Raw genomic sequence first — 24,963 nt, 5'->3', positions numbered from 1 at the left:
TTGCCTCAGCGGCAATTATTCGGTCAGCCGACGCAATTGCTCGACCACGTAATCCTGTTGTTCATCGCTCAACAGCGGAAACAGCGGCAGGCTGATCGCCTCGGCGTAATAACGCTCGGCTTCGGGGAAATCGCCCTCGGCGAAACCCAGGTCGCGATAGTACGGCTGCAAGTGCATGGGAATGTAATGCAGATTCACGCCAACACCGGCAGCACGCAAGCCTTCAAACACCTGACGGTGGCTGCGGCTGATGCGATCCGTCTGCAAGCGAATGACATACAGATGCCAAGCCGAATCCGCCTCCGGCTGGAGACTGGGCAACGTCACCGGCAAATACGTCAGCAGGCGATCATAACGCGCGGCCAGTTCGCGGCGCCGGGCGATGAATTCGTCCAGTTTGCCCAGTTGCGACAAGCCCAGCGCGGCTTGCAGATCGGTGATCCGGTAATTGAAGCCCAGCTCGATCTGCTGGTAGTACCACGGGCCGTGGCTCGATTCAGTCATCTGCTGCGGATCGCGGGTCATGCCGTGGCTGCGCAGACGCTGCAAGCGCTCGGCCAGTTGCGGGCGATTAGTCAGCACCATGCCGCCTTCGGCACTGGTGATGATCTTCACCGGGTGGAAACTGAACACGGTCATCGCCGCGAACTCGCCGCAACCCACCGGGCGTCCGGCATAGCACGCACCGACCGCGTGAGACGCATCTTCGATCACGGTGAAGTTGTAGCGCTCGGCCAGTTCGGCAATCTTGCGCATGTCGCAGCTCTGCCCTGAGAACGCCACCGCCACCAGCACTTTGGGCAAAGTGCCCTCCTGCTCGGCCTGATCGAGTTTCGCGTCGAGGGCGAAGGCATCAAGGTTCCAGGTCAGCGGATCGATGTCGACGAAATCAACTTCGGCCCCGCAATAACGTCCACAGTTGGCCGAGGCAAGAAAGGTATTGGGCGTCGTCCACAAACGATCACCCGGCCCCAAGCCTGCGGCCAGACAGGCAATGTGCAGCGCCGCCGTGGCGTTGCACACCGCAACGGCGAAGTCTGCCTGGCAACGTTCGGCCATTGCCTGCTCGAAACGCTCGATGCTCGGCCCTTGGGTCAGCCAGTCCGAGTGCAGCACCTCGACGACCGCATCGATGTCTGCCTGATCGAGGCTCTGCCGACCGTAGGGAATCATACCGAGAGCTTCGCGTGCAGATCGGCGATCTGGCCGACCGAAAGAAAATGCGGGTTGGTGTCGGAGCGATACTCGAAATCTTCGCTGACGACACGCCCCTGCTCACCGAGTCTGTCGACGGCGAAATCGACATCGACACTGGTGAAGCGAATCGACGGCTGGATGGTGTAGTGATCTTCGAACTCAAGGGTCATCCGCGCATCGTCCAGCGGCACCATCAACTCATGCAGCTTTTCACCGGGTCGAATGCCGACGTGCTTGTGCGGCAGATGTTCAGCCATGCCGCGCGCCAGATCGACGATGCGGATCGACGGGATCTTCGGCACGAACACTTCGCCGCCGTGCATGCGCGCAAAGCTGTCGAGGACAAATTGCACGCCGTGGTCGAGGGTGATCCAGAACCGCGTCATGCGCTCGTCGGTGATCGGCAACTCCTGAGCACCGTCGGCGATCAGCTTGCTGAAGAACGGCACCACCGAACCGCGCGAGCCGGCCACGTTGCCGTAGCGCACCACAGCAAAACGGGTTTCCTGCTCGCCGGCAATATTGTTGGCGGCGACAAACAATTTGTCCGAAAGCAACTTGGTCGCGCCGTACAGATTGATCGGGCTGGCCGCCTTGTCGGTGGACAGCGCGACAACTTTTTTCACGCCGTTATCGATGGCGGCGGCGATGATGTTCTCCGCGCCGTTGACGTTGGTGCGGATGCATTCGGTCGGGTTGTATTCCGCCGCTGGCACTTGCTTCAACGCCGCGGCATGCACCACGTAGTCGATGCCGCGCATGGCCTGGCGCAGACGATCGGCGTCACGCACATCACCAATGAAGTAACGCATGCACGGCGCGTTGAACGTCTGCTGCATTTCATACTGCTTCAGCTCGTCACGGGAGAACACCACCACGCGCTTGGGCTGGTATTGCTCGAGCAGTCGGGCGATGAATTTGCGCCCGAACGAACCGGTGCCGCCGGAGATGAAAATTGATTTACCGTTGAACATATGCTGATTCCTGTCCGGCACGCTTAAGCGAGCAACTGAGCCCAGTTGATCGAGGCATTTTCACCCAGAGTGAAACCTTTGCCGGTCAGGGCCAGGTTGGCGTTGTAAGCCGGATCCTGCGCGAAGACGCCGCTCCATTTCTCACGCAGTGTCGCCAGTGCTTGGGGAGCCTCTGGCAACGCGCCGGTATGCAGCACCTGCACCGAGGGCGTCCACACAGTGAGGAAACCGTTCTGACCGGCCTTGAGGCACAGGTCGACATCGCTGAAACCGTCAGCGAACGTCACTTCATCCAGACCGCCGAGGGCGTTGAACAGCTCTTTGCGCACCATCAGGCAAACCTTCGACACAGCCGAGTAATTCTGCTCGACAGCCAAACGCTGCATGTAGCCCCCGGCGGCGTGTTTTTCGCCGATGAACGCCGAACCCACACCATCGTTAAAGCCTAGAATCAAGCCGGCCTGGGAGACTTTGCCGTCGCGGTCGACCAGTTTGGCACCGACGATACCCACTTCCGGACGCTGGGCGTGGTTGAGCAGCGAATCGATCCAGTTCGGGTTGACGACTTCACTGTCTGCGGCCAACAGCACCAGATACTCACCCTGAGCCTGCTCGCTGGCGGCGTTGTACAGTGCGACTTCGCTCAGCGGCTGATCGGCACGCAGCACATTGACCTTGGCGTGGCGCAGCGTGCCAAGCCAGTCGTTGACCGCTGCCGATTGATTGGCGTTTGCCGCCAGCAACACTTCATAACGACTGTAACGGGTTCTGAGCAACACGCCTTCCAGGCAGCGACGCAGCACCGCTAGATCGTCGATGACCGGCACAATGATCGAAACCAGTGGCTGTTCGGTGTGACGGTAATCTATCTGCCAGGTACCCGGCACCGTCGATGTGACCTTGGCCTTGTAGCCGCGATTGCCCAGATGACGCAGCAACGCCTGGCGTTCATGGGCATTTTCTTCAAGCTCCGCCGCCCGAGTGATCAGCAGCGGCTCGTCGAGATGGGCCAGGCCGTCAAGGCCACCCTGCTCAATGATGCGCAGCAACAGGTCAAATTCCAGCGCCTTACTGAAGTCAGCCTGATAACCGCCGGCTTCGAGCAAGACTTCACGACGGATCAACCAATGACGCGCCATCAGTGACGGCACGCTTTGCAGCAGATCCAGATTGAAACCGGGGCGGAACACGTCAACCAGCGCGCCATTGTCCTTGCGCTGGATCTCGTCGGTGGCGACGGCACGCACCCCCTCGGCGGACATCAATTCCAGACTGGCGCGCAACAGGCCGCTGGCGGTGAACTGATCACCCGCCTCACCCAGCAGCAACCAATCGCTTGGCGACTGCTGAGCGGCCTGGTTGAGTTTGTCGACAAAGTTGCTTTGGGTGACTCGGACAAAGTGCAGCGTGTTTTGTGCAGTCGTCGCCGCCGGTGCTTCGCCGGTGGTGAACACGACAATCCTGAACGCTTTGCAGTGACCTTCGAGCAGGCTGTCGAGCGACACCTGCAACTTGTCGATGTCGTTATCCAGGTCGAGCAGGAAAATACCGAACTGCGGGCCGCCGCCTTCAGTCGCCAGATGCTGGCCAATCGACTCAAGCTGTTCGATCGCCGGCGCGCGAGCCGCCAGCCACTGCAACAGGCGGCCGGACTTCATTTTGCCGAAGACCGGCTGATGATCGTCGACCGTCAGCGTTTCGAGACGGGCAATCCACTCGTGCATGGCTTGCGCGGCGCTCTCGTCACCGACAACGTCCAGTTGCGCCGCCAGACGTTTGACCACAGCCTGGTTGAAGGCGTTGAGATCATGGGCCTGCCACAACCGGTCAACCACACTTTCCGGCGTGTCGTTGTTGCGCGCCTGCAACAGGTGCGCCTGACGGGCCCACACGCCTTCCAGCCCTTCCAGTTGCATGCGACCGGCCGGCAGCGCGTGCAACATGAATTCGAACTGCTCCAGACGATCGAAGAATGCCTGGTTGTAAAACGGCATTTCGACATACTGCAGCGGGCCAAAACGACGATCTGGCGCCTTCAACGCCTGGTTCCAGGTCGATTCGAAAATCAGCTCGGCAGTCAGCGCACGCCCGGACTTCAGGCTGTCGGCCATCGCCTCGAAACTTTCCAGGGCAAAGGCCTTGGCCTGCGCGATATCCAGCCCTTCGATAGCGGTAGGCAGTGAGACGAGGAACTCGGCAAAAGCCTCTCGTTCGGCGACCGACTTGGCGTCGACGTAGGTCAGCGAGTGATACACATCGGTATTGTGCTCGGAGACACCGTAGTTGATCTCGCGCACCACATAAGGAATCGGCAGGATGCGGGCCTTGGCACTGGCCAGCAGGTAGTAGACATGACCGATTTCCTGCCACTGGAAATTGGTCCCCGGCGGCAACGCCGAATGCCAGCTTTTCATCAAGTCAGTACGGGTTACCGCGTAGAACGGCGGGATGTACTGGCTCATGTAATCGAGGACACGATCCTGCGCGCGCTCGGACGCATAGTCTTCCTGGACTTTCTTGTCGCGGCGGTAGTAGTTCACGCCATGAGCCAGTGACAGGTACATCAGGCAATAGCCGTGGCACATGCCGTAGTCAGGGTTGGCATGCAGGAAGCCGACGGACTCTGCCAGTGAATCGTGCAGGATGAAGTCGTCGTCGGCCGCCAGCACCATGTATGGCGTGGTCAGATGCTCGACACCATAGGCCAGTTTGGCCTGCATGCCCCAGTAGGCGAACTGCGGGACATGGTGGTAATCGACGGCGCAGAAGTCGCCTTCAGGTCGTTCGAGTGTCGAATCGAGCACCATGATTCTGCAGGGCAAGCTGCTGTAATACTTCACCGCCCGGCGCAGAAACGCCGGCCGATTGTGAGTAATCAGCACCACCGTCAACAGATCGTTGAGCGGTAGCGTCAGTTCAGAACTGTACTTGCCTTGCATAACTTCTCTCCACAACCGGCGACTCGCCGAGATAACGCTTTGGGGATGTTGCGAATTAACGGACGCGACGCAGATAGCCGTCCGGCGCCACGGTGATCAGCAGCTTGTTCTGCAACTGCTGGTCGATCTCGAAATCCTGATTCTCTTCCAGGTATTTCCACACAGCGGTTTTCGGGTTGTCGCCCGGGCCCCATGGACGATCCGGGAAGAAATCGGCCGGCATGTCTTCAACCACGGTGTCCATGACCACGCAGTAGCTGTCGACCGACACCAGTGGAGCGTACAGACGCAGCTCTTCGAGGACGTGATCGTGGGTGTGGTTGGAGTCGAGCACCAGAATGACTTTCTTGCCTTTGGCCGCAGCCTGCACCTGGGCGGCAATGCCGGCGTCGATGCTCGAACCTTCGATCATCTTGATGCGCTTGGCCATCGGGTGGCTTTCGATCGCCTCGCGGTTGTGCGGGCGAATGTCGAGGTCGATGCCCAGCACTTCGCCGTGGCCTTGCAGCTCCAGCAAAGAGGCGTAGTAGATGATCGAACCGCCGTGGGCGATGCCGCACTCGATGACCAGATCCGGTTTGACCTGCCAGATGATCTCCTGCATGGCCATCATGTCTTGTGGCAACTGGATGATCGGACGGCCCATCCACGAGAAGTGGTAGCTGTATTTGTGCTTGGCCGATTCATTGAAGAAATCGCGGGCCAGACCGGTGAGTTTCTGGTCGTCACCCTGCTGGGCAATCTGTTCCCGGCACTCGGCTTCGAAGGCTTGGTTGATGCTGTTGTCGGTCATTTTAATAATCTCAAGGGTCACTGAAACGAAGCGCTGTCGACGGCGTGATAGACGTAGCGTCCACCGGTCATCCGCTTGATCTCTTCGAGGTAATTGGAATTCATCACAAACAGGTTGGCGCTTTCGGGCAACGCGTCCATCGCCTCTTGCGGTGAAGAAACGCGGGCACCGCTCAGCGGCAGATAACGCCCCTGCTTGGCCGGGTTGATATCCACCACGCGATCCACTGCGACACCTGCGCGTTGCAGGAACAGCGAATAGATCACGCCTTTGGACGAGGCGCCCCAGATCGCGGACCCCTGCTCGGGGGCGGACTGAATGATCTGCACGGCGCGATCAAGGCTGGCGGTGAAACCGTCAGGCAGCGTCAGGCGCGGCACCGGTTGTTCCGGGGTCAGGCGCAACGTCGCAAGGTCAGCGACGATGTACAGATATTGGCCACCGAACAGGTGCCCGGCTTCGTGCACCGTGCCGAACATCCGCCGCAGGTCATCGAGGCGGAAATAATTGACGTGTTCGTAGAACAGGTCGAACCAGGCTTTGTGCTCGAGAATCCAGTCGAAGCACGGCACTTCGATGTAGATCTGCCCGCCCTGATTGGCATTGGCGATTTCGGCGAGGAAGCTCACCGGATCCTGAATATGTTCCAGCACATGGCGCAGCACGATGGCGTCTGCGGCGAGCCCGAGACCACGGTTGAACGGCGCCTTGATCACGTCGGCGTTTTCGCCTTCGTAAGCCGGATCGATGCCGGTGATCGCATAACCGAGGCCCTTGAGCAACTCAAGAAAGTAGCCCTTGCCGCAGCCGACTTCGATCAGTTCCTGACCCTTGAAGTGCTTGGCGATGATGCCTTCGACGTCACTCAAATGCTTCTGGAACTGGCCGGAATGCGCCTGCTCGTTCTGGTAATCGGCGTCGTAGCTGAGCTTGTCGGCGTCGAACGCGGCGTTGTAGATCAAACCGCTGCGCTCGTCCTGCACCAACAGCATGTCGGCACTGGCCGAGGCCTGTGCCGATGCGGCATCGGCAAAGGTGCGGTTCTGCAGCACCGGCAGGTCGGTGACCCGGTACAACTCGTGCTTCATTGCGGCTCTCCCAGTAACTGTTGCAAACGCTCGCTCACCGCCCAGAACGCCAGCGGTTCGTGGGTTGGGTATGGGTAGTGGCCGAGGTTCAGATGCAGCGACACGTCGCGTTCGCGCAGGCGTTGTTCGACCAACGCACGCACGGACACCGGTTGGCCGCTGGCGCAATTGATCACGCCGTTGAAGTCGGTTTTTTGCAGGATCGCGGCGAGGTAACCGGCAGCGCGTTCAATCGGCAGAAAATCGCGCAACTGCTCACCGGCGGACATGTTGAACGACGCTTCACCGGCATCGATCGCCCGGTCCAGTGCGGCCAACAGACTGTTGGGGTTTTGCCCTTCGCCATGCAGATAGAACAGGCGCGTCCACTGCAAAGTAAACGGATGCTCCTGCTGCAGATTTTGCAAAAACAGGTGCAGCGTGTGCTTGGCCAGACCGTAAGGATTGCTCGGCTGAGGCTCGGTGCTTTCGCTGAGTGGCCCGCTCTGCATGCCGTATTCAAAACAGGTGCCGGTGACCAGCACCTGCTGCACGCCCGCCTCGACCGCGCTTTTGATAAAGCGGTAATCGGCCATCAGGTTGTGCTCGAAATGAAACAGCGCGCGATAGTTCGGCAAGCCTGGCCAGGCCAGATGCGCCAGTGCATCGACACCTGCGATCAATGCAGCGACATCGAGATCGGCGGCGTGAATATCCGCGCTGACGAACTCGACGTCCTTGATCCACGGCATGCCTTGCGCGGTTTCTGCGTTGCGCGCCACGGCGCGAACATCGCAGCCGCGTGCAAGCAATGCTGCGACCAGATGCCGACCGACAAACCCTGTGGCGCCAGTGACCAGAACCTTCACAGCACTTTCAACTCAGGCACGGCGATCACGAAGCGGCCGTCCCACTGACGCACTTGCGCCAGTTGCTGGCTGACTTCGTGCAGCAGGTTCCACGGCAGCACCAGCACGTAATCCGGTCTTTCGAGATCAATCTGCGCCGGCGCCACAATCGGAATGCGGCTACCCGGCAGGAACTTGCCCTGCTTGTGCGGATTGGCATCGGCGACCCAGGCCAGCAGGTCCGGTTTGACCCCGGCGTAATTGAGCAAGGTGTTGCCTTTGGCCGCCGCGCCATAACCGACCACACGTTTACCGTCAGCCTTGGCCTGCAACAGGAAACGCAACAGTTCATGCTTGATGCGTTCAGCGGCAGGCGCGAGGGTGGCGTAGTACTCAGCGGTTTTCACCCCGGCATCCAGTTCGGCTTGCAACTGTTGTTGCACCGCAGGTTGAACCGCTCGGCGCTGGCCGTCCTTGCGCTGCACGAACACGCGCAGCGAACCGCCGTGGGTGGTCAGTTGGCTGACGTCGAACACTTCCAGACCATTGCGCTCGCACAGGGTCTGCACGGCGGTCAGCGACAGATAGGAATAGTGCTCGTGATAGAGCGTGTCGAACTGCGCGCCCGCCATCAGCGTCAGCAGTTGCGGGAATTCGAAGGTGGCCACGCCGGTTGGCTTGAGCAGCGTCGCGAAGCCGCCGAGGAAATCGTTGATATCCGGCACATGCGCGAGCACGTTGTTGGCCGCCATCAGGTCGGCGCCCCAGCCTTCGGCTTGCAACTGCGCAGCAGTCTCACGACCGAAGAACAGTTCACGAATTTCGAGGCCTTTTTCCCGAGCCGCTTGCGCGGTGCTGCGCGTTGGTTCAACACCGAGGCACGGAATGCCCCGGCCCGCCACGTATTGCAACAGGTAACCATCGTTGGCGGCGACTTCCACCACACGGCTATCGGCGGTCAGGCCGAAGCGCTCGACCATCTCGGCGACATAGCGTTCGGCATGGGCCAGCCAGGTGCTAGAGAACGAACTGAAGTAAGCGTACTCGGCGTCGAACAGGCTATCGGCGCTGGTGTAATCCTCGGTCTGCACCAGCCAGCATTGCTGGCACACCGCGACCTTCAACGGGACCCACTGCTCGGCCTGTTCCAGGCGATCGGCGTGCACATAGGCGTTGGACGGCGGCGAGGTGCCGAGGTCGATCAGCGGCAGGCTCAGCGGTGCGGCGCACCCACGGCAGTTCATAGACGCACTCCAGCAAAGTGTTGATCGAGCGCGGGATGGCTGGAATCGCGCGCTGACAAATTATTGACAGGCAACGGCCAGGCAATCGCCAGCCGTGGATCGTTCACCGACAGACCGCCCTCGTGCTCCGGCGCGTAATCGGCGCTGTGCAGATAGAGCAATTCGGCGTCTTCAGTCAGGGTCTGGAAACCGTGGGCGAAGCCAGCCGGGATTAACAAGCTGCGGCCATCACCGGCCTTCAGATGCTCGGCGTGCCAGTGCAGAAACGTTTCGGAATCCGGACGCAGGTCCACCGCCACGTCCCACACTTCACCGCGAAGGCAGGTGATCAGTTTGGCTTCCGGGGCGTTGCCATTCTGATAATGCAGACCGCGCACACTGCCCTTCTCGCGGGTGCAGGAATGGTTGATCTGACGGATATGGAATTCACTGCCGAACGCACTCAGGCTGCCTTCGCAAAACAGCCGTGCGAAGTGCCCGCGCTGATCTTCGAAACGTTTGTGCTGGACGCTGAACAATCCGGCCAGCGGCAACGCTTTCAGAGAAAACTCACTCACAGCGCGCCTCGATACAGGTTCAATTGGCCGAGGGTGACGCTGCGCATGTCATCGCCGTTCTGCCACGCCAGGTGCCAGTCGAGGGTCTGGGTCAGGCACTGCTGCAAGGTCCAGCGCGGCTGCCAGCCGAGTACCTGGCGGGCGCGGCTGCTGTCCAGACGCAGCAGGCCGGCCTCGTGCAGTTCGCTTTTCTCGATGCGCAAACCGCGCGCCTGCGGCCAGCGGCTGGCGAGCAATTCGACGACTTCGCCAACGCTGCACATGTCCGCTTCGCCCGGGCCGAAGTTCCACGCCCCGGCATATTCCGGCCCTTGTTCGTAGAGGCCGGCGGCCAGTTGCAGGTAACCGGCCAACGGCTCCAGCGCGTGCTGCCACGGACGTACGGCTTGCGGATAGCGCAGGGTCACCGGCTCGTCGGCCGTCCAGGCTTTGAGCACGTCGGGAATCAGTCGCTCAGGGGCAAAATCACCGCCGCCGAGGACGTTACCGGCACGCGCAGTGGCCAAGGCCAGACCGTGTTCAGCGTACTTGTCGGCCGGGAAGAACGACGCGGCATAGGATTGCGCGAGCAGTTCACAGCAGGCCTTGCTGCTGCTGTAAGGATCGTGGCCACCGAGGGCTTCGTCTTCGCGGTACGGCCAGAGCCATTCCTTGTTGGCGTAGACCTTGTCGGTGGTCACCAGCACACAGGCGCGCACGCAACCGACCTGACGAATCGCTTCGAGCAGGTTCAGCGTGCCCATGACGTTGCTGGAGTAAGTGCCGAGCGGATCGCGATAGCCTTCGCGCACCAGCGGCTGAGCGGCCAGGTGCAGCACGATCTCCGGCTCGGTTTCGGCGATGATTTCCAGCAAGGCGCCCAGATCACGCAAATCACCGCGCTGATCGTTGATGCCTTCGTGCACCCGCGCCAGCTCGAACAGGCTCGGCTCGGTCGACGGCTCAAGGGAAAAGCCGCTGACTTGCGCGCCGAGGCTTTGCAGCCACAGGGTCAGCCAACTGCCTTTGAAACCGGTATGTCCGGTGACGAGAACGCGTTTGCCGCGCCAGAAATCCGCACTCAGGCCCATTGCTTCCATGGGGCCTCCCCGCTCTGCCACAGGGCTTCGAGATGGTTCTTGTCGCGCAAGGTGTCCATCGGGTGCCAGAAGCCTTCGTGCTCAAAGGCTTTCAACTGTTCGTCGGCCGCCAGACGCGCCAGCGGCTCGGCTTCCCAAGTGGTAGCGTCATCGGCGATGTACGGCAGCACTTTTGGCGAGAGCACGAAGAAGCCACCGTTGATCCAGCCACCGTCACCGCGAGGTTTTTCGGTAAAGCCCAGCACTTGATCGCCTTGACGCTCAAGCGCGCCGTAACGACCCGGCGGTTGCACAGCGGTGACGGTCGCCAGACGACCGTGGGCTTTGTGGTAATCCACAAGCTGAGCGATGTTGATGTCGGAAACGCCATCGCCGTAGGTGAAGCAGAACGCCTCTTCATCTTTCAGATAACGGCCGGCCCGCAGCAGCCGGCCACCGGTCATGGTTTCCTCACCGGTGTCGATGAGCGTGACGCTCCACGGCTCGCTGTAATTCTGGTGCACATCCATGCGGTTCTCGCGCATGTTGAAGGTGACGTCGGAGGTGTGCAGGAAGTAGTTGGCGAAGAAGTCCTTGATCGCATAGCCCTTGTAGCCGAGGCAGATCACGAAGTCATGAATCCCGTGGGCGGAATACTGCTTCATGATGTGCCAGAGAATTGGCTTGCCGCCGATCTCGATCATCGGCTTGGGCTTGAGGTGCGACTCTTCACTGATGCGCGTGCCGAGGCCACCCGCCAAAATAACTGCCTTCATCGTCTCCCCTCTTGTTCTTCACCGGGCTGCGCGCCGCTTTCTTGAGCTTTGCGGGCCTTCTGGCTAAACCTTTTGCCGATCCGTGCGCCGCTGGAGTGACCGCGAGCGCTCGTTTTATGGCGATTTAAAGGGGACTTGCAGGAAACGCGCCAGCTCCACAAGCCCCTCACCCTAACCCTCTCCCAAAGGGAGAGGGGACTGACCGAGGAGTTCGGGAGAAGTACGCCGACGTGCGATACCGAGTCGAACTCAAGCGTTGAAAAGCCCAAAAATCGGCTCCTCGACCTCCGGGAGAGGGCTGGGGCAAGGGCAAATCCACCACAAACCCAAAGCCGATCACGCCGCGCTCCTCACCACTCAATAGGCCGAGTGTCAGCTCGCCTGCTCTTGATCTTGATCCACGGGCGACGTCGGAAGGCTGAGTGGAGGGATTGATCCGGGCGTGGGAGCGCAGCGACCGTTTGGCGCAGCCAAACACAGCGAGAGGAGGTGCAGCGAAGCAAACCGTAGGCGCTGCGCCCGGATCGATCCCGGAGCGAAGGAACCCCGAGCCCCAGCGAGCGGGCCGCACGCAGGAGCAAGCCTTTTTGGTTACTTTTTCGGCGTCTGGAAAAAGTGACCCGCCGTAAGGGCGGAACCCTGATCAGCAACACCCACAGCAACGGATACACCCCCAAACCCCCAAGAGCATGGTCAGCCCAAAGGCCGCCAAGCCCCAGACAAAAAAAGGGATGAACCCAAAGATTCATCCCGTTCCACAAGCCAGATCAACAATGCAAACGACTACCCAAACATGGCAAACCCATCACCACTAACCGGCACCTCAAAAACCTGACCATCGGCAGTCTGAAGGTGCTCGATGTTGTTGAACCCGGCGTACCAGCCCGCCAGTTTCACGCCGTTGTCCGGCACACCAGTGCTGCCGTCATTGGCACTGTGCAGATAAGCGTCATCACCGATGCGGGTGACGTTCAACTGGCTGGCATTGGCGATCGTGTTGAGGATCAGGGTGTCGTTCAGATCCCAGCCCTCATCCTGAATCGTCACCAGCCCGGTGGTGTTGACCACGTAGGTGTCATCGCCCTGACCGCCATACGCACTGCCTCCGGAATTCGACTGACCGGCAAGGTTAAGAATCAACACATCATTCCCCCCATCGCCCTGCAGCATGTAGTCGCTGCCAGTGCCGGTGAGCACGTCATTACCCTCGCCGCCGAAAGCAAAACCTCGCCCCAGCGTGATGCTGTCATTGCCATCGTCACCACTGGCCCAGGTGAACAGATCATTGACCGCACCAACGATAACGTCATCACCGGCGCCACCCGACAGGCTGTCGGACTGACCGGCGACATCGAGACCGGAGGCCAGGCCACCATAGAGGTGATCGTTGCCATCGCCACCCTGAATCTGGTCGTCGCCCGCGCCGCCTTCAAGAATGTTATCGCCCCAGTCGCCCTCAAGAACGTCATTGAACTGGCTACCACGCAAGCCTTCGATATCGATGTAAACATCGTGGAACGCAATACCACTCTGCACGCCCCATTTCAGCGAAGCGCTCAAGCCTTCGCTACTGTCGTCATAGCTGACGATATCGATACCAGCGCCACCCTCAAAGTTATCGGCACCCGCACCGCCCAACAGCACATCATTGCCGGCGCCGGCGACGATGGTGTTGTTCTCGTCATTGCCGTAGCCAACGAAGTCAGCGCTGCCGGTATAGGTCAGGTTTTCAACGAACGCACTCAGTCTCAACTCGGACAGGCTGGTGAACACGTGATCGGTACCGCCCATGTAGCCTTCGATTTCCTCGATGGTCACGCCGGCGCTGTTGATCGTGTAGACATCGTCACCGCCACCGCCAGCGACGACCACACCACTGGTGTTCACGGTGAAGTGGTCGGCATCGGTGGAACCAATAACCTCTTCCACATTCATCAGTGTGTCGCCCGCCGCATTGACACCGCCGCCGATCAAAACATTGACCGGATCGAAAGCGTAGCGATAACTCACGGTGTCATGGCCGTCACTACCATCGATGCTCATAAAGTCTTTGTGACGATAAATCACATCATCGAAGCCCGAACCCTGCAACGCTTCAATGCCGGTGAAGGTGTCACCGTAGGCAATGGTCAGCCCGTCAAAGTTGGCGAAGTCTTCGACTCTCACGCCCTCAAGGCTGTCGCTGTAGCTGACCGTATCGTAGCCATCACCACCAACGAAGTGATCGGCACCATCCCCGCCCCACAGCCAGTCGTTACCGGCACCGCCAATGATTTCGTTGTCACTGGCATTGCCGTAAGCCTTGAAATCGCCGGTGCCGGTGAACGTCAGCTTTTCAATGAACGGGTCCATCTTGAGGGTGTTGAGGCTGGTGCGCAGTTCGTCAAAACCCCCGTTGTCTTCCTCGACAATTGTCACACCCTCACTGTCGACGATGTACAGATCATCCCCGACGCTACCCTCGAACGTCACACCGCCGACCGAACTGGTAAACGTATCGTTGTGGAACGTACCGAAGACTTTCTCGACACCGATGAGGGTGTCGACCTTGCCTTCAGCCCCTGCGACAGTCGTGGCATCTTTGCCGAACTCGACACTGACACCCGACGACATCGCGTAATAGGTCGCCGTGTCGAACCCTTCTCCGCCATCCAGCACATCAGAACCTGCACTGCCGATCAGTACATCATCCGACTCCAGTCCATAGAGTTCGTCATTATCGTCGGTGCCCAAGAGGACATCCGCTTCACTCGTTCCATTCACTACTGACATTTGCGTCTTCCTTGCGTTGTTGTTGAAAGCGGTTCTGTCGGCAGAGAGAGACCGTTCAAGCGTGCAATCCCTGCCGGATGAGTAAACGAATAAAGAGGTATCGACTGCAAAGACGCGAAGCTTGAGCGTCGGCAAAAATTTGTATCGAAACTGGTGCAAAGACGATTTTCAGAAGCAAAAAAAAACAGGTGACTATAAAAGTCGCCTGTTTTTTTCAGATCACGCCTGGCTCGATCAATCGGCCAGCCAGCCGTATTCCCAGTAGCGCAGGTTATCGCCGCGCAACACGTAATCGCGCAGCACCACCTCACGCAATTCATCACCCATGCGATAACTGGCATCCGGATCCGCCAGGTGCATGCGGATCGCTTGCAGCCATTCATCCGTGCTGTTGGTCTTGATCCGCGTGCACGGCAAGTAACCGCGATAGGCCTCGGTGTCGGTGCAGATCACCGGGTAACCGCAGGCGCCGTATTCCAGCAGCCGCAAGTTGCTCTTGCAGTCGTTGAAGATATGGAATTCCAGCGGCGCCAACGCGAGATCGAGGTTGAGGCTGGCCAGTTTCGCCGGGTACACGTCCAGGCCGATGACGCCATGGAACTCATGCATGTACGGCCGCAGATCATCCGGGCACATGCCGAAAAATACCCAGTCGACTTCATTGGCCAGTTCACGAACAACCTCGGCGATCACTGCCAGATCACCGTGGTGACTGGTGCCGCCGCCCCAACCGACCCGCGGTTTCTTCGAGGTCCGACGCTGGCTGCGCAGGTGGCCCCACAAGTCCTTGGCCAACATGTTAGGGACGACACGAATGTCGTGGTGCATGTCCGACAGCACGTTGGCCAGCGGCGCGGTGGATACGACCGCGCGATCACACAGCCCGATGGCACGCCGCACCATACGCTCCATGTCCTGCTTGCTCGGCATATTACGGATGTGCGCATTGCGGTGGGGAACATCAATGACGTAGTCGTCGAGTTCGAAGATCCGTCGAGCGTTGAAGTACTTTTTCAACGGTGGGATTTCATCGATGGCGTGCTCCGAGTAGCGCCCTTGCAGAACGATCACATCAGGCGACTGACGTTCGATATCGATGATCGACGGCAAGCCGTAGCAAATGCGCCCTTCTGCCCGATTGGCCGCTTCCAGCTCGATCATCGGCTGGCTCATGCGGTAATGGCCGATGGCTGAAGCGTTGATCGGCACCACCAGCAGATTGGGCAGCTGTGCCTTGGAGAACGCACTCCAACCGGTGCGCAGGCCAGGCTCCAGACTGAAGTTGGTGGCGCCCACGCCCTGCAACGTCAGGTTGACGTTGTAGGCCGGATCGCGCGCCACGAGCGGCAGCCAGCGCTGGTAAAACGTCTCCCTCTCCTCGGTGTGCTGCGCTTCTTCCTCAGGCGTTGCCATTGCACTTGGCCGTGCCCCCACGGCCAGCACCGCATGAGGGTTGAGCACCACCAGATAACCGTCACGGCCAACACGCAGACACAGATCGACGACATTGAGCGTTTGCTTGAGGTCCTGCTCGTCCAGCCCGCCGACCGCTTCGTACACCGACCGGCGAATCATCAGGCAATCACCGCCGACGGCACTCAGGTCATGCACCGCTTGCAGGCGGTGCATATACCCTTCCGACTGCATCGGCTGGCCATAGAACGGCAACCCGACCGGCCCGTTCAAGCCAAGAATCAGACCCGCGTGCAGCACGCCACCGTCCGGGTTGAACAGCTTGGCGCCGACCACCCCGACCTCCGGTCGTTGCGCATGATTGAGCAGTTCGTCGAGCCAATCGCTCTGGGTGATTACCGCAAAGGCATTGAGCATCAGCACATACTCACCGCGCGCCTGGCCGACGGCAAAGTTGTGCACCGCTGCCGCATTGCCCTTTTGCGGGTAGCTCAGCACACGCATCCGCTCGCTGCCCATTTGCGCCATACCGTCCAGCCACGCCAGCGCTTCGGCGCTTTCGCTGCCGTTGTCGACCAAGAGCAATTCGTACTCGGTGTAGGCAGTCTTTTCCAGCAGGGTCTCGACGCAGCGCTGCAACGCGGCGGTCTGGTCCTGCGTGACAATGACCACCGACACCAGCGGGCGCCGGGCATGGTGATAGTCGACACGATTGAGCAGCCCGCTATTACCGACACGGACTTCATGAGCGATGCCAAGGCGTTGCAGATGCGCTTCGAGGATTCGCGGACTTTGCTCGACGACGCCGGGATTGATAAGCCATTGCGACAGGTCGTATTTCGACTCCAGCAGCACTTCAGCAATGTGCCCGACGACTTGCAGGCCATCGCTTTCAACCATGCGCCACAGCACATCGTGGGGCGCCAGTTCGGCGAACGTCGAGGTAAAACCGCCAAGGGCCAGAAACCGTTCGCGCTGGAATGCCAAGGCACGCCCGACGTAGGGATAACTGCGCATGAGATCAAGGTTGAAATCAGGTTTGAACGCAGGCTCTGCCGACTCGCCATCGCGCAGGCTGCCTTCGTCGCTGTACAGGCACGTCAGCGCGCTGGTGTGTGCAATGCGATCAGCCATCACCAGCAACGCTGGTGCCACCGGGCAGTCACCTGGCTGCAGCAGATAAAACCAGTCGGCGCCTTCCAGTTGCGGCAGCAGAGCGTTGATCTGCTCCAGGCCGTCACCCTGCAACGGCATGTGGAACACCCGACCGTCCAGCTTCGCTTCGCTGCAAGCCGTGGACAGCACTAGCACCAGCTCCGGCGGATAATCCTGAGCGGCGAGCGCATCAAGCGTACGTTCCAGACCATCGCGGCTGCCTTGCCCATCAATGATGATCGGCACGATGCGCGGCTGATGCGACCAGCCGGCGAGGGTTTCCGGCAGCCATTTGCGCTGTGCCGCGGTCAGCACCCGACACGCCAGCCACTGCGCATAGAGTTCGCCGAAACTGAAGCTGTCGACACCGACCCCCAACTCCTGACGGCTCTGCTTGGAACCCAGGGTACGGCTCAGCGGCAGTTCTTCCCAGACCCGAGGTGTCTCGTCGGCCTTGGTCAATTGCACATAGCGCACCCATCCCGGCGCCGGCGCCGACTCTCCGCTGCGGACCTTGAGCATTTGCGAGATCCACTCGCGCTCGATCTCCGCCGCGTCTTTCATCGGTTGCTGCGCGCTCAGACGCTCAGGGTAAAGTCGTTCGGCACTCAGCACATTGTTGGAAACCACCAGGTTGCCGCGCCGCAGCAGGCAGACATACAAGGCAAAATCCAGGGTCGCGACGAAGCAGGCTCCATCCTCGGTCAGGGCCGGCAGCAGTTCGGCGACGTCAGCGCGCCGGAACATTGCGCTGCTGAAACCGCCGAGCACGTTGACTGGAAATTTTTCGAAGATGCTTAGTACGTCGTCGCCTTTGAGCAAGCCACTGGCCGGCGACAACGAGCTGTTTTCCAGACGTGCGGGCAGGATGATGTCGTTGGCATCCCACAGCAACCGTTGCGCGACCACCAGACTGACTTCTTCGCGCTGCATCTCATGGGCTTGCTGTTCGATACAGGCCGAATACAGCAGGTCATCGTCACACAGGAATTTGATGAACTCGCCCCGGGCTTGCTCAAGGCAGGCCTTCAGGTTACCAACCAGGCCCAGCGTTCGTGAGTTGCGCACGTAACGCACTGCAAACCCGGTCTGCTCTGTCACCTGCGTAACGATGTCTTCGATCTCGTGGCCACGATTGTCATCGCATACGATGATTTCAAGATTGGCGTAATTCTGGCTGACGGCGCTGTTCAGCGTCCGCTCGAAGAAGCGCGGATTGAAGGCGGGAATAACGAGGCTGACAAGAGGAAGTGAATTCACGGCGGGCTCACAGGCGGTACGAGCCCGCTCGGAAAAGCGAGCCCTTGAAACCGCTAAAAAACATAACTGAGGGGCAGGCCAAACGGGCGCTTACACGCCCGCTGACGGTCAGATCTTGTTGAACAGACCCAACTGGCTGATCTTGCTGAACGCCAGTTGCGAGGCTTGCAACATGGTTTGCTGCAGGGTCAGACGAGTCATCACTTCGGCCGGATCCGAATCACGGATCGAACCTTGGGTGGTGGTGTTCGCGGTGCTCAGGCTGTCATTGGTGATGGCTTGCATATCCAGAGCCTGCCCACGGGCACCGATCTCGGTGACTGCGTTGCCGATTTGATTGTTGGCCGCATCGATGTTGCCGATACCCGCCTCCATCGCGCCCTGGAATTTCTGCTTGGCCACCGGATCACCATCGATCGGAGTGTTCAACGCCGTGATCATCTGGCCCAGGGTGTCGAGCACGTTCTGGGTCTGGTGGTCGTTCGGCTGGATCGAAAACTGATCACCGGCAGCCGGGGCAGCGCCCAGTGCGAACGTGACGCCCGCCGCGGTAGCGTTGTTACCCACGATAGTGCCTGAGGACACGGGTTTGCTGTCGGCAGTGACCGGCGCTGCGTACAGATCGAAGGCGGTGGCGCTGGTGAACTTGAGGACGGCGCCGCCCTGCGGGAATGCCGCGGTGTAGGCCGCCTGGTCGGTAATGCTGGAGCCAGTGATCACCGCGGTCGACGGGTTGCCCGGGCTGCGCGTCGTGGTGAACGAGTCCGGCGCGGTCGACAACTGGAAGCTGTGGCCGGCAATCACCGCGTCCGGGTTGGTGTCGCCGGTCTTCAAGTTGATATTCAACTTCATGTCGACGCCACGGAAGCTCACCGTCTGGTTGGCGCCGCTGCTGTTGCTGACCAGACCGTTCTGGCTCGCTTCAGCGGTCACGTCATTGCCCAGGGCATCAGTGATTTTCAACTGGGTGCTGCTGAGGAAGCTGACGGTGTAAGGCTGGCCGGCAGTGAATTTGGAATCATAGGTGGCGGCAGTGCCGACCGTACCGTTGGACAGCACAACGCGGCCGTCGTCCACGGCCGGCGCCGTCATGGTGACGTTGGTGCGCGCGGTATTGATGGTCTGCTGGAAAGCGGCCCAACCGGTGGTGTTGGTGCCAACCGTCATACCGTCGCCGATGCCCAGATTGATCGTGGTCTGGTCACCGTTGTAGGTGTAGGTGCCGTCGGCATTCTGCGAGTACGGTGCGGTATCGGTTTTCGAACCGGAGAACAGGTAATTGCCGCCGGCATCCTTGGAGTTCATCAGGCCCAGCACTTGTTGCTGGATCTGGCCCAGCTCCGATGCGTAAGCCTGGCGGTCCTTGTCGGTGGCCGTGCCGTTGTTGGCCGCCAGGGCAAGTTCCTTGGCGCGCGCCAATGCGGTAGTGATGGACTCCAGCGTGGACTCCTGCACGGTCAACGCACTTTTGGTGGTATCAACGTTGGTCTTGTACTGATCCAGCATCGCCGCCTGCTGACCCAATTGCAGCAAACGCCCGGCACCGATCGGATCATCGGACGCATTGGTAATGCGCTGCAGGCTGCTCGCCTCGCTGGCGCTGGCAACAGCCTTGTTGAAGTTACGCTGATAGTCCGACGCTTGCGTGCCGTAATACTGGGCGGTGGAAATGCGCATGAATTACGACTCCTTAAAGGCTGTTGATCAGCGTGGCGAAAGTTTCCTGCGCAGCTTTGATGATCTGCGAAGACGCTGTGTAGTACTGCTGATATTTGACCAGATTGCCGGTTTCTTCATCCAGGTTGACCCCGGACAGCGAATCGCGGGCGCCTTTGGCGTTGTCCAGAATCGCTGTGGTGGCGGCGCTGTCAGACTTGCCTTGAGCGGTCTTGGTGCCGACGTTGGTCACCAGCTTGTTGTAGCCGTCAGTCAGGCTGATGCCCTTGCTGGCCGAACCGGTGTCGATGGTCTGCTTGGTTTGCAGGGCGACCAGCGATTGCGCGTTGCGGTTGTCCGAAGACGCCGCACCGGTCAGGTTCATGGTGAAGGTTTCGCCCGACTTCGGCGTGCCGCCAACGGTGGTCTGTACGGAGAAGGTTTTCTGCACGTTCGGCGTAACGCTGGTGTCCAGCACCGGGTTGCCGCTGGCATCGACGATACCGACCTTAAGTTCCAGCGTGTTCGATTGACCGGGAACGATAGTGCCGCTGCTGATGAGGCCGCCCTTGGCATCCACAAAAGTGTAGGACTGGCTGCCCCCGGTAACCGCACCGAACACCAGTTTGACCGGCGTCGAGTTCTTCAGCGCCGCCTGCATGTCAGCCTGGGCAGTCGGGTTGTAGATATCGATCTTGCTGGTGAGCGTCGGCTGGGTGAAAGTGCCCAGACCGTTGGCGCTGGCCACACCGGTCAACGGACCGGCCGCGGCGATTTTCTTCGGATCGGTGAGCACCGTCTGGATGCTCGCGGCCGCATTGCGGGTCGGGGTGATTTTGAAGCTGTCACCGGCGCTCAACGCACCACCCTTGAGAGCGAGGGTGAAACCGTCGATCACTGGTGGCGGATTGGTCGTGGTGCTGAAGGCACCCAGGTCGGTGCCGTCGGAGCGCTTGACGGTGTAGTCAGTGGCGCTGGTGAACGTCACTTGATAATCGCTGGTGGTCAGCTTGCCGGTGTCCTTGATGGTGACATCGAGGTTACCCGAACCGGTGCTGTTGCCCGACTGCGCGATGCTGCGCGAACTGACCAGCGCGGCACTGTTGATGTTGTTGAAAATCGCAGCGCCGAAGTCACCGTTCTTGTCGATGCCCTGGGCTTGCTGGCTGTTGACCTGATCAGCGATCACCAGCGCTACGCGGCCCAGCTCGTTGAGCGATGGATCGAGGACTTCTTTGCGATAGGTCAGCAGGCCACCGATTTCGCCACCGCTCATCGCCGAGGTAATGTCGATGGTGCTCGAACCGCGATCCATCTGGATGCCCATGCGCGATGGATCATCCTTGAGCGGCACGGTGCTCAGCGTGTTGGTGGTGTTACCGATGACCAGCGGCTGGCCGCTGCCGATATACACGTCAAAACTGGTACCACGCTCGACGACCTGCGCGCCGGTCAACTCGGACAACTGACGTACGGCTTCGTTACGGCTGTCCAGCAGATCGTTCGGCGCACCACCGCTGGTGGAGATCTCGCCAATCTTCTGGTTCAGGTTGGCGATCGAGGTGGCCAGCTTGTTCACCTGAGCTGCCATGTCGCCAAGGCTGCCGTTGATGGTGGTGTTCTGGTCGTTGAGCTGCTTGGCGATGGTGTTGAAGCGACTGGTCAGCGCCTGTGCGCCGGTCAGCACCGATTGACGGGAAGTGTCATCGGTCGCCGAGGTCGAAACGCCCTGCATCGTGGTGAAGAATTTCTGCAGCACGCCGGTCAGGCCGGTGTTGGTGTCCGACAGCATCGAGTCCAGCGGTGTGGCCTGAGCCAGAAACGCGGCAGATTCGCTGTCGAGCGAAGTTGCCGTGTGCAGTTGGCTTTCCAGGTACGAGTTGTACACCCGGCGCACGTCGGCCAGGGTGGTGCCCGTGCCGATGAACACGGTGCCGTACTGCTGCGAGGATTTGGTGCCCTGCACGGTTTGCTGGCGTGAATAACCGGCGGTGTCGACGTTGGCAATGTTGTTGCCTGTCGTAGCCAGAGAGGACTGGCTGGCCGACAGTCCCGACATCCCGATATTGAGCAAACTCATGGTTCAGACCTTATACCTTGTGCCTTATAAAGGCGTGGTGGATACACCCGCCGCAGCGTAGTTTTGGAAACTGTTCATCTGCTTGGCTATCTGCGAAATCTTGCTGGCGTAGTTCGGGTCGGTTGCGTAACCGGCCTTTTGCAACTCGCGTACAAACTGTTCTGGGTTATCGGCAGACTTCACGACATCTTGATAGCGATTATTGCTCTGCAGCAAAGTCACCAGATCGTGGAAGCTGTCCTTGTACGAGGCGTAGGAACGGAACTCGGCCGTCTCCTTGACCATCGCGCCATCGCGGAACTCGCTGGTGATCGCCCGGGCCGAATCGCCCTTCCAGTTACTGCTCGCCTTGATGCCGAACAGGTTGTGGCTGCTGCTGCCATCCTGGGCGCGCATGACCGATTTGCCCCAACCGGTTTCCAGTGCCGCCTGCGCCACCAGATAACGCGGATCGACGCCGATACGGTCGGCCGCTTCCTTGGCCATCGGCAGCATGGTGTTGACGAATTCATCGGCGGAACTGAAGGCTTTCTTCGCCGGCGCCAGCGGAATCTGCGCCATGGCGCGACCGTAGATCTGCATCTGCCCGCCAGCGGATTTTTCGCTCTCGGCACGTGCCAGCCAGTCGCCGTTGTACAGCGGGCCGGCGCCGGTGGTAGCAGCCGTGGTCGCGCGCTGCGGCAATTGCGTGGCCGCTGCCGGCGTAGCCGATGGCACCAGGCCTGCGAGCAAACGATCGGCCAGTTTCGGTGGCAGAGCCAGACGACGCTGATTGATCAGCTCCATGTCATTGCGATGAGCCAGTTGCGTGTTCGGCGCGCTCACCGAACGCGATGCCCACAACGGACGCTCGCCATTGAGCCGCGACAACGGGCCGTTGGTAGCAACGGTGCCAGCGGCAACCGGTGTGACCACGGCCGCAGCTTTCGCCTTGGCCTCTTCCTGCTTGGCGGCGGACGCGGCCGCCGCCTCACCCGGCGCCAGCGGTTTGTTCTTCGACATCTGCCGCATCAGCACGTCGGCCAGACCGATACCACCGCCCTCGCGGGACATGGAAACGGCCAGTTGCTGGTCGTACATTTCCTGATACTGCTTGGCTGCCGGCGTGTTGAGCGGGTTGTCCTGGCCCAGCGCTTCAGTGGCCGAGCGCATCGACTTGAGCATTTCGCCAAGGAACAGCGATTCGAATTCCTGCGCCACTTTGCGCAGGTTCGCATCGCTGTTCTTGTCGCCGACCTTGAGTTGGTTCAGGCGATTGAGGTCCGAGTAGGAACCCGAATCGCTGCTGCTGACCAGACCGCTTTTGCGCATATCCATAAGGGTCGGCCTCAGATCACGATCAGGTCGGCTTGCAACGCACCGGCCTGCTTCAGCGCTTCGAGGATGGCCATCAAGTCACCCGGTGCCGCGCCGACCTGGTTCACCGCACGCACGATCTCGTCGAGGGTGGTGCCCGGGCCGAACTTGAACATCGGTTTGGCTTCCTGCTCGGCATTTACCCGCGAGCGCGGCACAACAGCGGTCTGGCCATTGGACAGCGGGCCGGGCTGGCTGACGATCGGGTCTTCGGTGATGGTCACGGTCAGGCTGCCGTGGGTCACGGCGGCTGGCGACACTTTCACGTTCTGGCCGATGACGATGGTGCCGGTACGCGAGTTGATGATGACTTTCGCCACCGCCTGACCCGGATCGACTTCGAGGTTTTCCAGGATCGACAGGTAGTCGACGCGCTGGCTCGGATCGAGTGGCGCGGTGACGCGGATCGAACCGCCATCGATGGCTTGCGCGACGCCAGGGCCGAGCATGTCGTTGATCTTGTCGACGATACGTTTGGCGGTGGTGAAGTCGGAACGGTTGAGGTTCAGCGTCAGGCTGTTGCCCTGGTTGAAACCACTCGGTACCGAACGTTCCACCGAGGCACCGCCAGGGATACGACCGGCCGACGGAACGTTGACGGTGATCTTCGATCCGTCACGGCCTTCGGCGTCGAAACCGCCGACGACAAGGTTGCCCTGAGCGACCGCGTAGACGTTGCCGTCGATACCCTTGAGCGGGGTCAGCAGCAAGGTGCCGCCGCGCAGGCTCTTGGAGTTACCGATCGAAGACACCGTGATATCGACCTGCTGACCTGGCTTGGCGAACGCCGGCAAGTCAGCACTGATCGACACCGCCGCGACGTTCTTCAATTGCACGTTGCCCGATCCTGGCGGCACCTTGATGCCGAACTGCGAGAGCATGTTGTTGAAGGTCTGCAGGGTGAACGGGGTCTGCGTCGTCTGGTCACCGGTGCCGTTAAGCCCGACCACCAGGCCGTAACCGATCAACTGGTTGGAGCGCACGCCGGAAATGCTGGCGATGTCTTTCAACCGTTCGGCTTGTGCATTGAAGGCCGCCGACATCAACAGCGCGGCCACCATAAGGCTTTTCAGATTCAACGTAGCCACCTAGAAAGGGAACAGCGGGCTGAGGAAGAAACGGTCGAACCAGCCTGGCTGACTCGTATCGGCAAACGCGCCGGTACCCGAGTAGGTGATGCGTGCATCGGCGACCCGGGTCGACGACACGGTGTTGTCCGTGGCGATGTCATCGGCGCGCACCAGACCGGCGATGCGCACCAGTTCGTCACCGGTGTTCAGTGTCAGCCACTTCTCGCCGCGCACGGCGATGATGCCGTTGGGCAGCACGTCAGCGACGGTCACGGTGATCGAACCGGTCAGGCTGTTGCTCTGCCCGGACTTGGCGTCGCCCTTGGTCGAACGGTCGGCGCTATAGCCGGCGTTCAGACTCAGGTCGTTGCCCCCAATCGGATTGTTAGTGGTCAGGCTGGAGCCGAACAACGAGGTCAGACCGACCTTGTTGTCGCTGTTCTTGTCCATCTGCGAGTTGGCGTTCTTGCTCGCCTGCGTGCGCTCGTTCAGGGTGATGGTGATGATGTCACCGACCCGGAAAGCCTTGCGGTCGCTGTACAGGTTCTGCTCGAAGCCGGCCTGATAGATCGAGCCATTATTGGCGGCAGCCGGCAACGGCGTGCGCGGCAACACCGGGGCGTAGTAAGGGTCATTGGGCTTGGGCGTCGGGGCGACGCAGCCCGCGAGCGAGACGACCCCACTCAATGCCAGAACAGATACAAAGCGATTCATGACCCTACCTCACGGTGTTGCAGGCGACCTCATG

General features: G+C 60.3%; 17 protein-coding genes. All 17 read right to left on the bottom strand.

What is annotated here, in order from left to right:
• Positions 1-15 precede the first annotated feature (15 nt).
• Positions 16-1,173 carry a UDP-4-amino-4,6-dideoxy-N-acetyl-beta-L-altrosamine transaminase gene (gene pseC / locus QOM10_RS08080; RefSeq protein ID WP_316917844.1) on the bottom strand — a complete coding sequence of 386 codons (1,158 nt, stop codon included), beginning with the start codon at positions 1,171-1,173 and terminating at the stop codon, positions 16-18.
• Complete coding sequence (pseB, locus tag QOM10_RS08075; RefSeq protein WP_095122719.1) at positions 1,170-2,171, bottom strand: UDP-N-acetylglucosamine 4,6-dehydratase (inverting); 1,002 nt, start codon at positions 2,169-2,171, stop codon at positions 1,170-1,172. Before pseB ends, pseC begins: the two co-directional genes overlap by 4 nt.
• A gap of 23 nt (positions 2,172-2,194) precedes the next feature.
• Entirely contained in the window at positions 2,195-5,110 is a 2,916-nt protein-coding gene (locus QOM10_RS08070) for a TIGR00180 family glycosyltransferase (protein ID WP_316917843.1), read from the bottom strand.
• A gap of 55 nt (positions 5,111-5,165) precedes the next feature.
• Positions 5,166-5,903: a cephalosporin hydroxylase family protein gene (locus QOM10_RS08065; RefSeq protein WP_093439633.1), complete on the bottom strand. Its 738-nt coding sequence runs from the start codon at positions 5,901-5,903 to the stop codon at positions 5,166-5,168.
• Between the two features lie 17 nt (positions 5,904-5,920).
• Positions 5,921-6,991, bottom strand: coding sequence for a class I SAM-dependent methyltransferase (locus QOM10_RS08060; RefSeq protein ID WP_316917842.1), 1,071 nt, complete (start codon positions 6,989-6,991; stop codon positions 5,921-5,923).
• Entirely contained in the window at positions 6,988-7,839 is an 852-nt protein-coding gene (locus QOM10_RS08055) for an NAD(P)-dependent oxidoreductase (protein ID WP_316917841.1), read from the bottom strand. Before QOM10_RS08055 ends, QOM10_RS08060 begins: the two co-directional genes overlap by 4 nt.
• Positions 7,836-9,062 carry a class I SAM-dependent methyltransferase gene (locus QOM10_RS08050; protein WP_316917840.1) on the bottom strand — a complete coding sequence of 409 codons (1,227 nt, stop codon included), beginning with the start codon at positions 9,060-9,062 and terminating at the stop codon, positions 7,836-7,838. The genes QOM10_RS08055 and QOM10_RS08050 overlap by 4 nt, the downstream gene beginning before the upstream one ends.
• Positions 9,059-9,619: a dTDP-4-dehydrorhamnose 3,5-epimerase family protein gene (locus tag QOM10_RS08045; protein WP_116033117.1), complete on the bottom strand. Its 561-nt coding sequence runs from the start codon at positions 9,617-9,619 to the stop codon at positions 9,059-9,061. Before QOM10_RS08045 ends, QOM10_RS08050 begins: the two co-directional genes overlap by 4 nt.
• The gene (rfbG, locus tag QOM10_RS08040; RefSeq protein WP_127926298.1) at positions 9,616-10,698 is read right to left on the bottom strand and encodes a CDP-glucose 4,6-dehydratase; all 1,083 of its coding nucleotides are present in this window, start codon (positions 10,696-10,698) and stop codon (positions 9,616-9,618) included. Before rfbG ends, QOM10_RS08045 begins: the two co-directional genes overlap by 4 nt.
• A complete protein-coding gene (rfbF, locus tag QOM10_RS08035) occupies positions 10,680-11,453 on the bottom strand; it encodes a glucose-1-phosphate cytidylyltransferase (protein WP_108226864.1) in 774 nt (257 codons plus the stop codon). Before rfbF ends, rfbG begins: the two co-directional genes overlap by 19 nt.
• Before the next feature lie 783 nt (positions 11,454-12,236).
• Complete coding sequence (locus QOM10_RS08030) at positions 12,237-14,225, bottom strand: calcium-binding protein (RefSeq protein ID WP_316917839.1); 1,989 nt, start codon at positions 14,223-14,225, stop codon at positions 12,237-12,239.
• Positions 14,226-14,459: 234 nt separating this feature from the next.
• Positions 14,460-18,053: a glycosyltransferase gene (locus tag QOM10_RS08025; protein ID WP_316917838.1), complete on the bottom strand. Its 3,594-nt coding sequence runs from the start codon at positions 18,051-18,053 to the stop codon at positions 14,460-14,462.
• A gap of 108 nt (positions 18,054-18,161) precedes the next feature.
• Entirely contained in the window at positions 18,162-19,730 is a 1,569-nt protein-coding gene (locus QOM10_RS08020) for a flagellar hook-associated protein 3 (RefSeq protein ID WP_160038775.1), read from the bottom strand.
• Between the two features lie 13 nt (positions 19,731-19,743).
• Positions 19,744-21,789 carry a flagellar hook-associated protein FlgK gene (flgK, locus tag QOM10_RS08015; protein ID WP_127926294.1) on the bottom strand — a complete coding sequence of 682 codons (2,046 nt, stop codon included), beginning with the start codon at positions 21,787-21,789 and terminating at the stop codon, positions 19,744-19,746.
• 24 nt (positions 21,790-21,813) lie between these two features.
• Positions 21,814-23,106, bottom strand: coding sequence for a flagellar assembly peptidoglycan hydrolase FlgJ (gene flgJ / locus QOM10_RS08010; protein WP_127926293.1), 1,293 nt, complete (start codon positions 23,104-23,106; stop codon positions 21,814-21,816).
• Positions 23,107-23,117: 11 nt separating this feature from the next.
• Positions 23,118-24,206, bottom strand: a complete 1,089-nt coding sequence (locus QOM10_RS08005; protein ID WP_064119566.1) for a flagellar basal body P-ring protein FlgI — start codon at positions 24,204-24,206, stop codon at positions 23,118-23,120.
• A gap of 27 nt (positions 24,207-24,233) precedes the next feature.
• On the bottom strand, positions 24,234-24,929 hold the full coding sequence (flgH, locus tag QOM10_RS08000; protein WP_038363773.1) for a flagellar basal body L-ring protein FlgH: 696 nt from the start codon (positions 24,927-24,929) through the stop codon (positions 24,234-24,236).
• Positions 24,930-24,963 lie beyond the last annotated feature (34 nt).

The sequence above is a fragment of the Pseudomonas sp. P108 genome, assembly GCF_032613195.1.
Lineage (GTDB): Bacteria > Pseudomonadota > Gammaproteobacteria > Pseudomonadales > Pseudomonadaceae > Aquipseudomonas.
Note: the sequence above shows the minus strand (reverse complement) of the source record. Positions and strands in the feature narration are given on the sequence as shown.

Bases quoted from the DNA above. Each gene is read 5' to 3' on its own strand.
- pseC (WP_316917844.1), bottom strand. From the start codon at position 1,173: ATGATTCCCTACGGTCGGCAGAGCCTCGATCAGGCAGACATCGATGCG.
- pseB (WP_095122719.1), bottom strand. From the start codon at position 2,171: ATGTTCAACGGTAAATCAATTTTCATCTCCGGCGGCACCGGTTCGTTC.
- QOM10_RS08070 (WP_316917843.1), bottom strand. From the start codon at position 5,110: ATGCAAGGCAAGTACAGTTCTGAACTGACGCTACCGCTCAACGATCTG.
- QOM10_RS08065 (WP_093439633.1), bottom strand. From the start codon at position 5,903: ATGACCGACAACAGCATCAACCAAGCCTTCGAAGCCGAGTGCCGGGAA.
- QOM10_RS08060 (WP_316917842.1), bottom strand. From the start codon at position 6,991: ATGAAGCACGAGTTGTACCGGGTCACCGACCTGCCGGTGCTGCAGAAC.
- QOM10_RS08050 (WP_316917840.1), bottom strand. From the start codon at position 9,062: ATGAACTGCCGTGGGTGCGCCGCACCGCTGAGCCTGCCGCTGATCGAC.
- rfbG (WP_127926298.1), bottom strand. From the start codon at position 10,698: ATGGAAGCAATGGGCCTGAGTGCGGATTTCTGGCGCGGCAAACGCGTT.
- rfbF (WP_108226864.1), bottom strand. From the start codon at position 11,453: ATGAAGGCAGTTATTTTGGCGGGTGGCCTCGGCACGCGCATCAGTGAA.
- QOM10_RS08030 (WP_316917839.1), bottom strand. From the start codon at position 14,225: ATGTCAGTAGTGAATGGAACGAGTGAAGCGGATGTCCTCTTGGGCACC.
- QOM10_RS08020 (WP_160038775.1), bottom strand. From the start codon at position 19,730: ATGCGCATTTCCACCGCCCAGTATTACGGCACGCAAGCGTCGGACTAT.
- flgK (WP_127926294.1), bottom strand. From the start codon at position 21,789: ATGAGTTTGCTCAATATCGGGATGTCGGGACTGTCGGCCAGCCAGTCC.
- flgJ (WP_127926293.1), bottom strand. From the start codon at position 23,106: ATGGATATGCGCAAAAGCGGTCTGGTCAGCAGCAGCGATTCGGGTTCC.
- QOM10_RS08005 (WP_064119566.1), bottom strand. From the start codon at position 24,206: ATGGTGGCCGCGCTGTTGATGTCGGCGGCCTTCAATGCACAAGCCGAA.
- flgH (WP_038363773.1), bottom strand. From the start codon at position 24,929: ATGAATCGCTTTGTATCTGTTCTGGCATTGAGTGGGGTCGTCTCGCTC.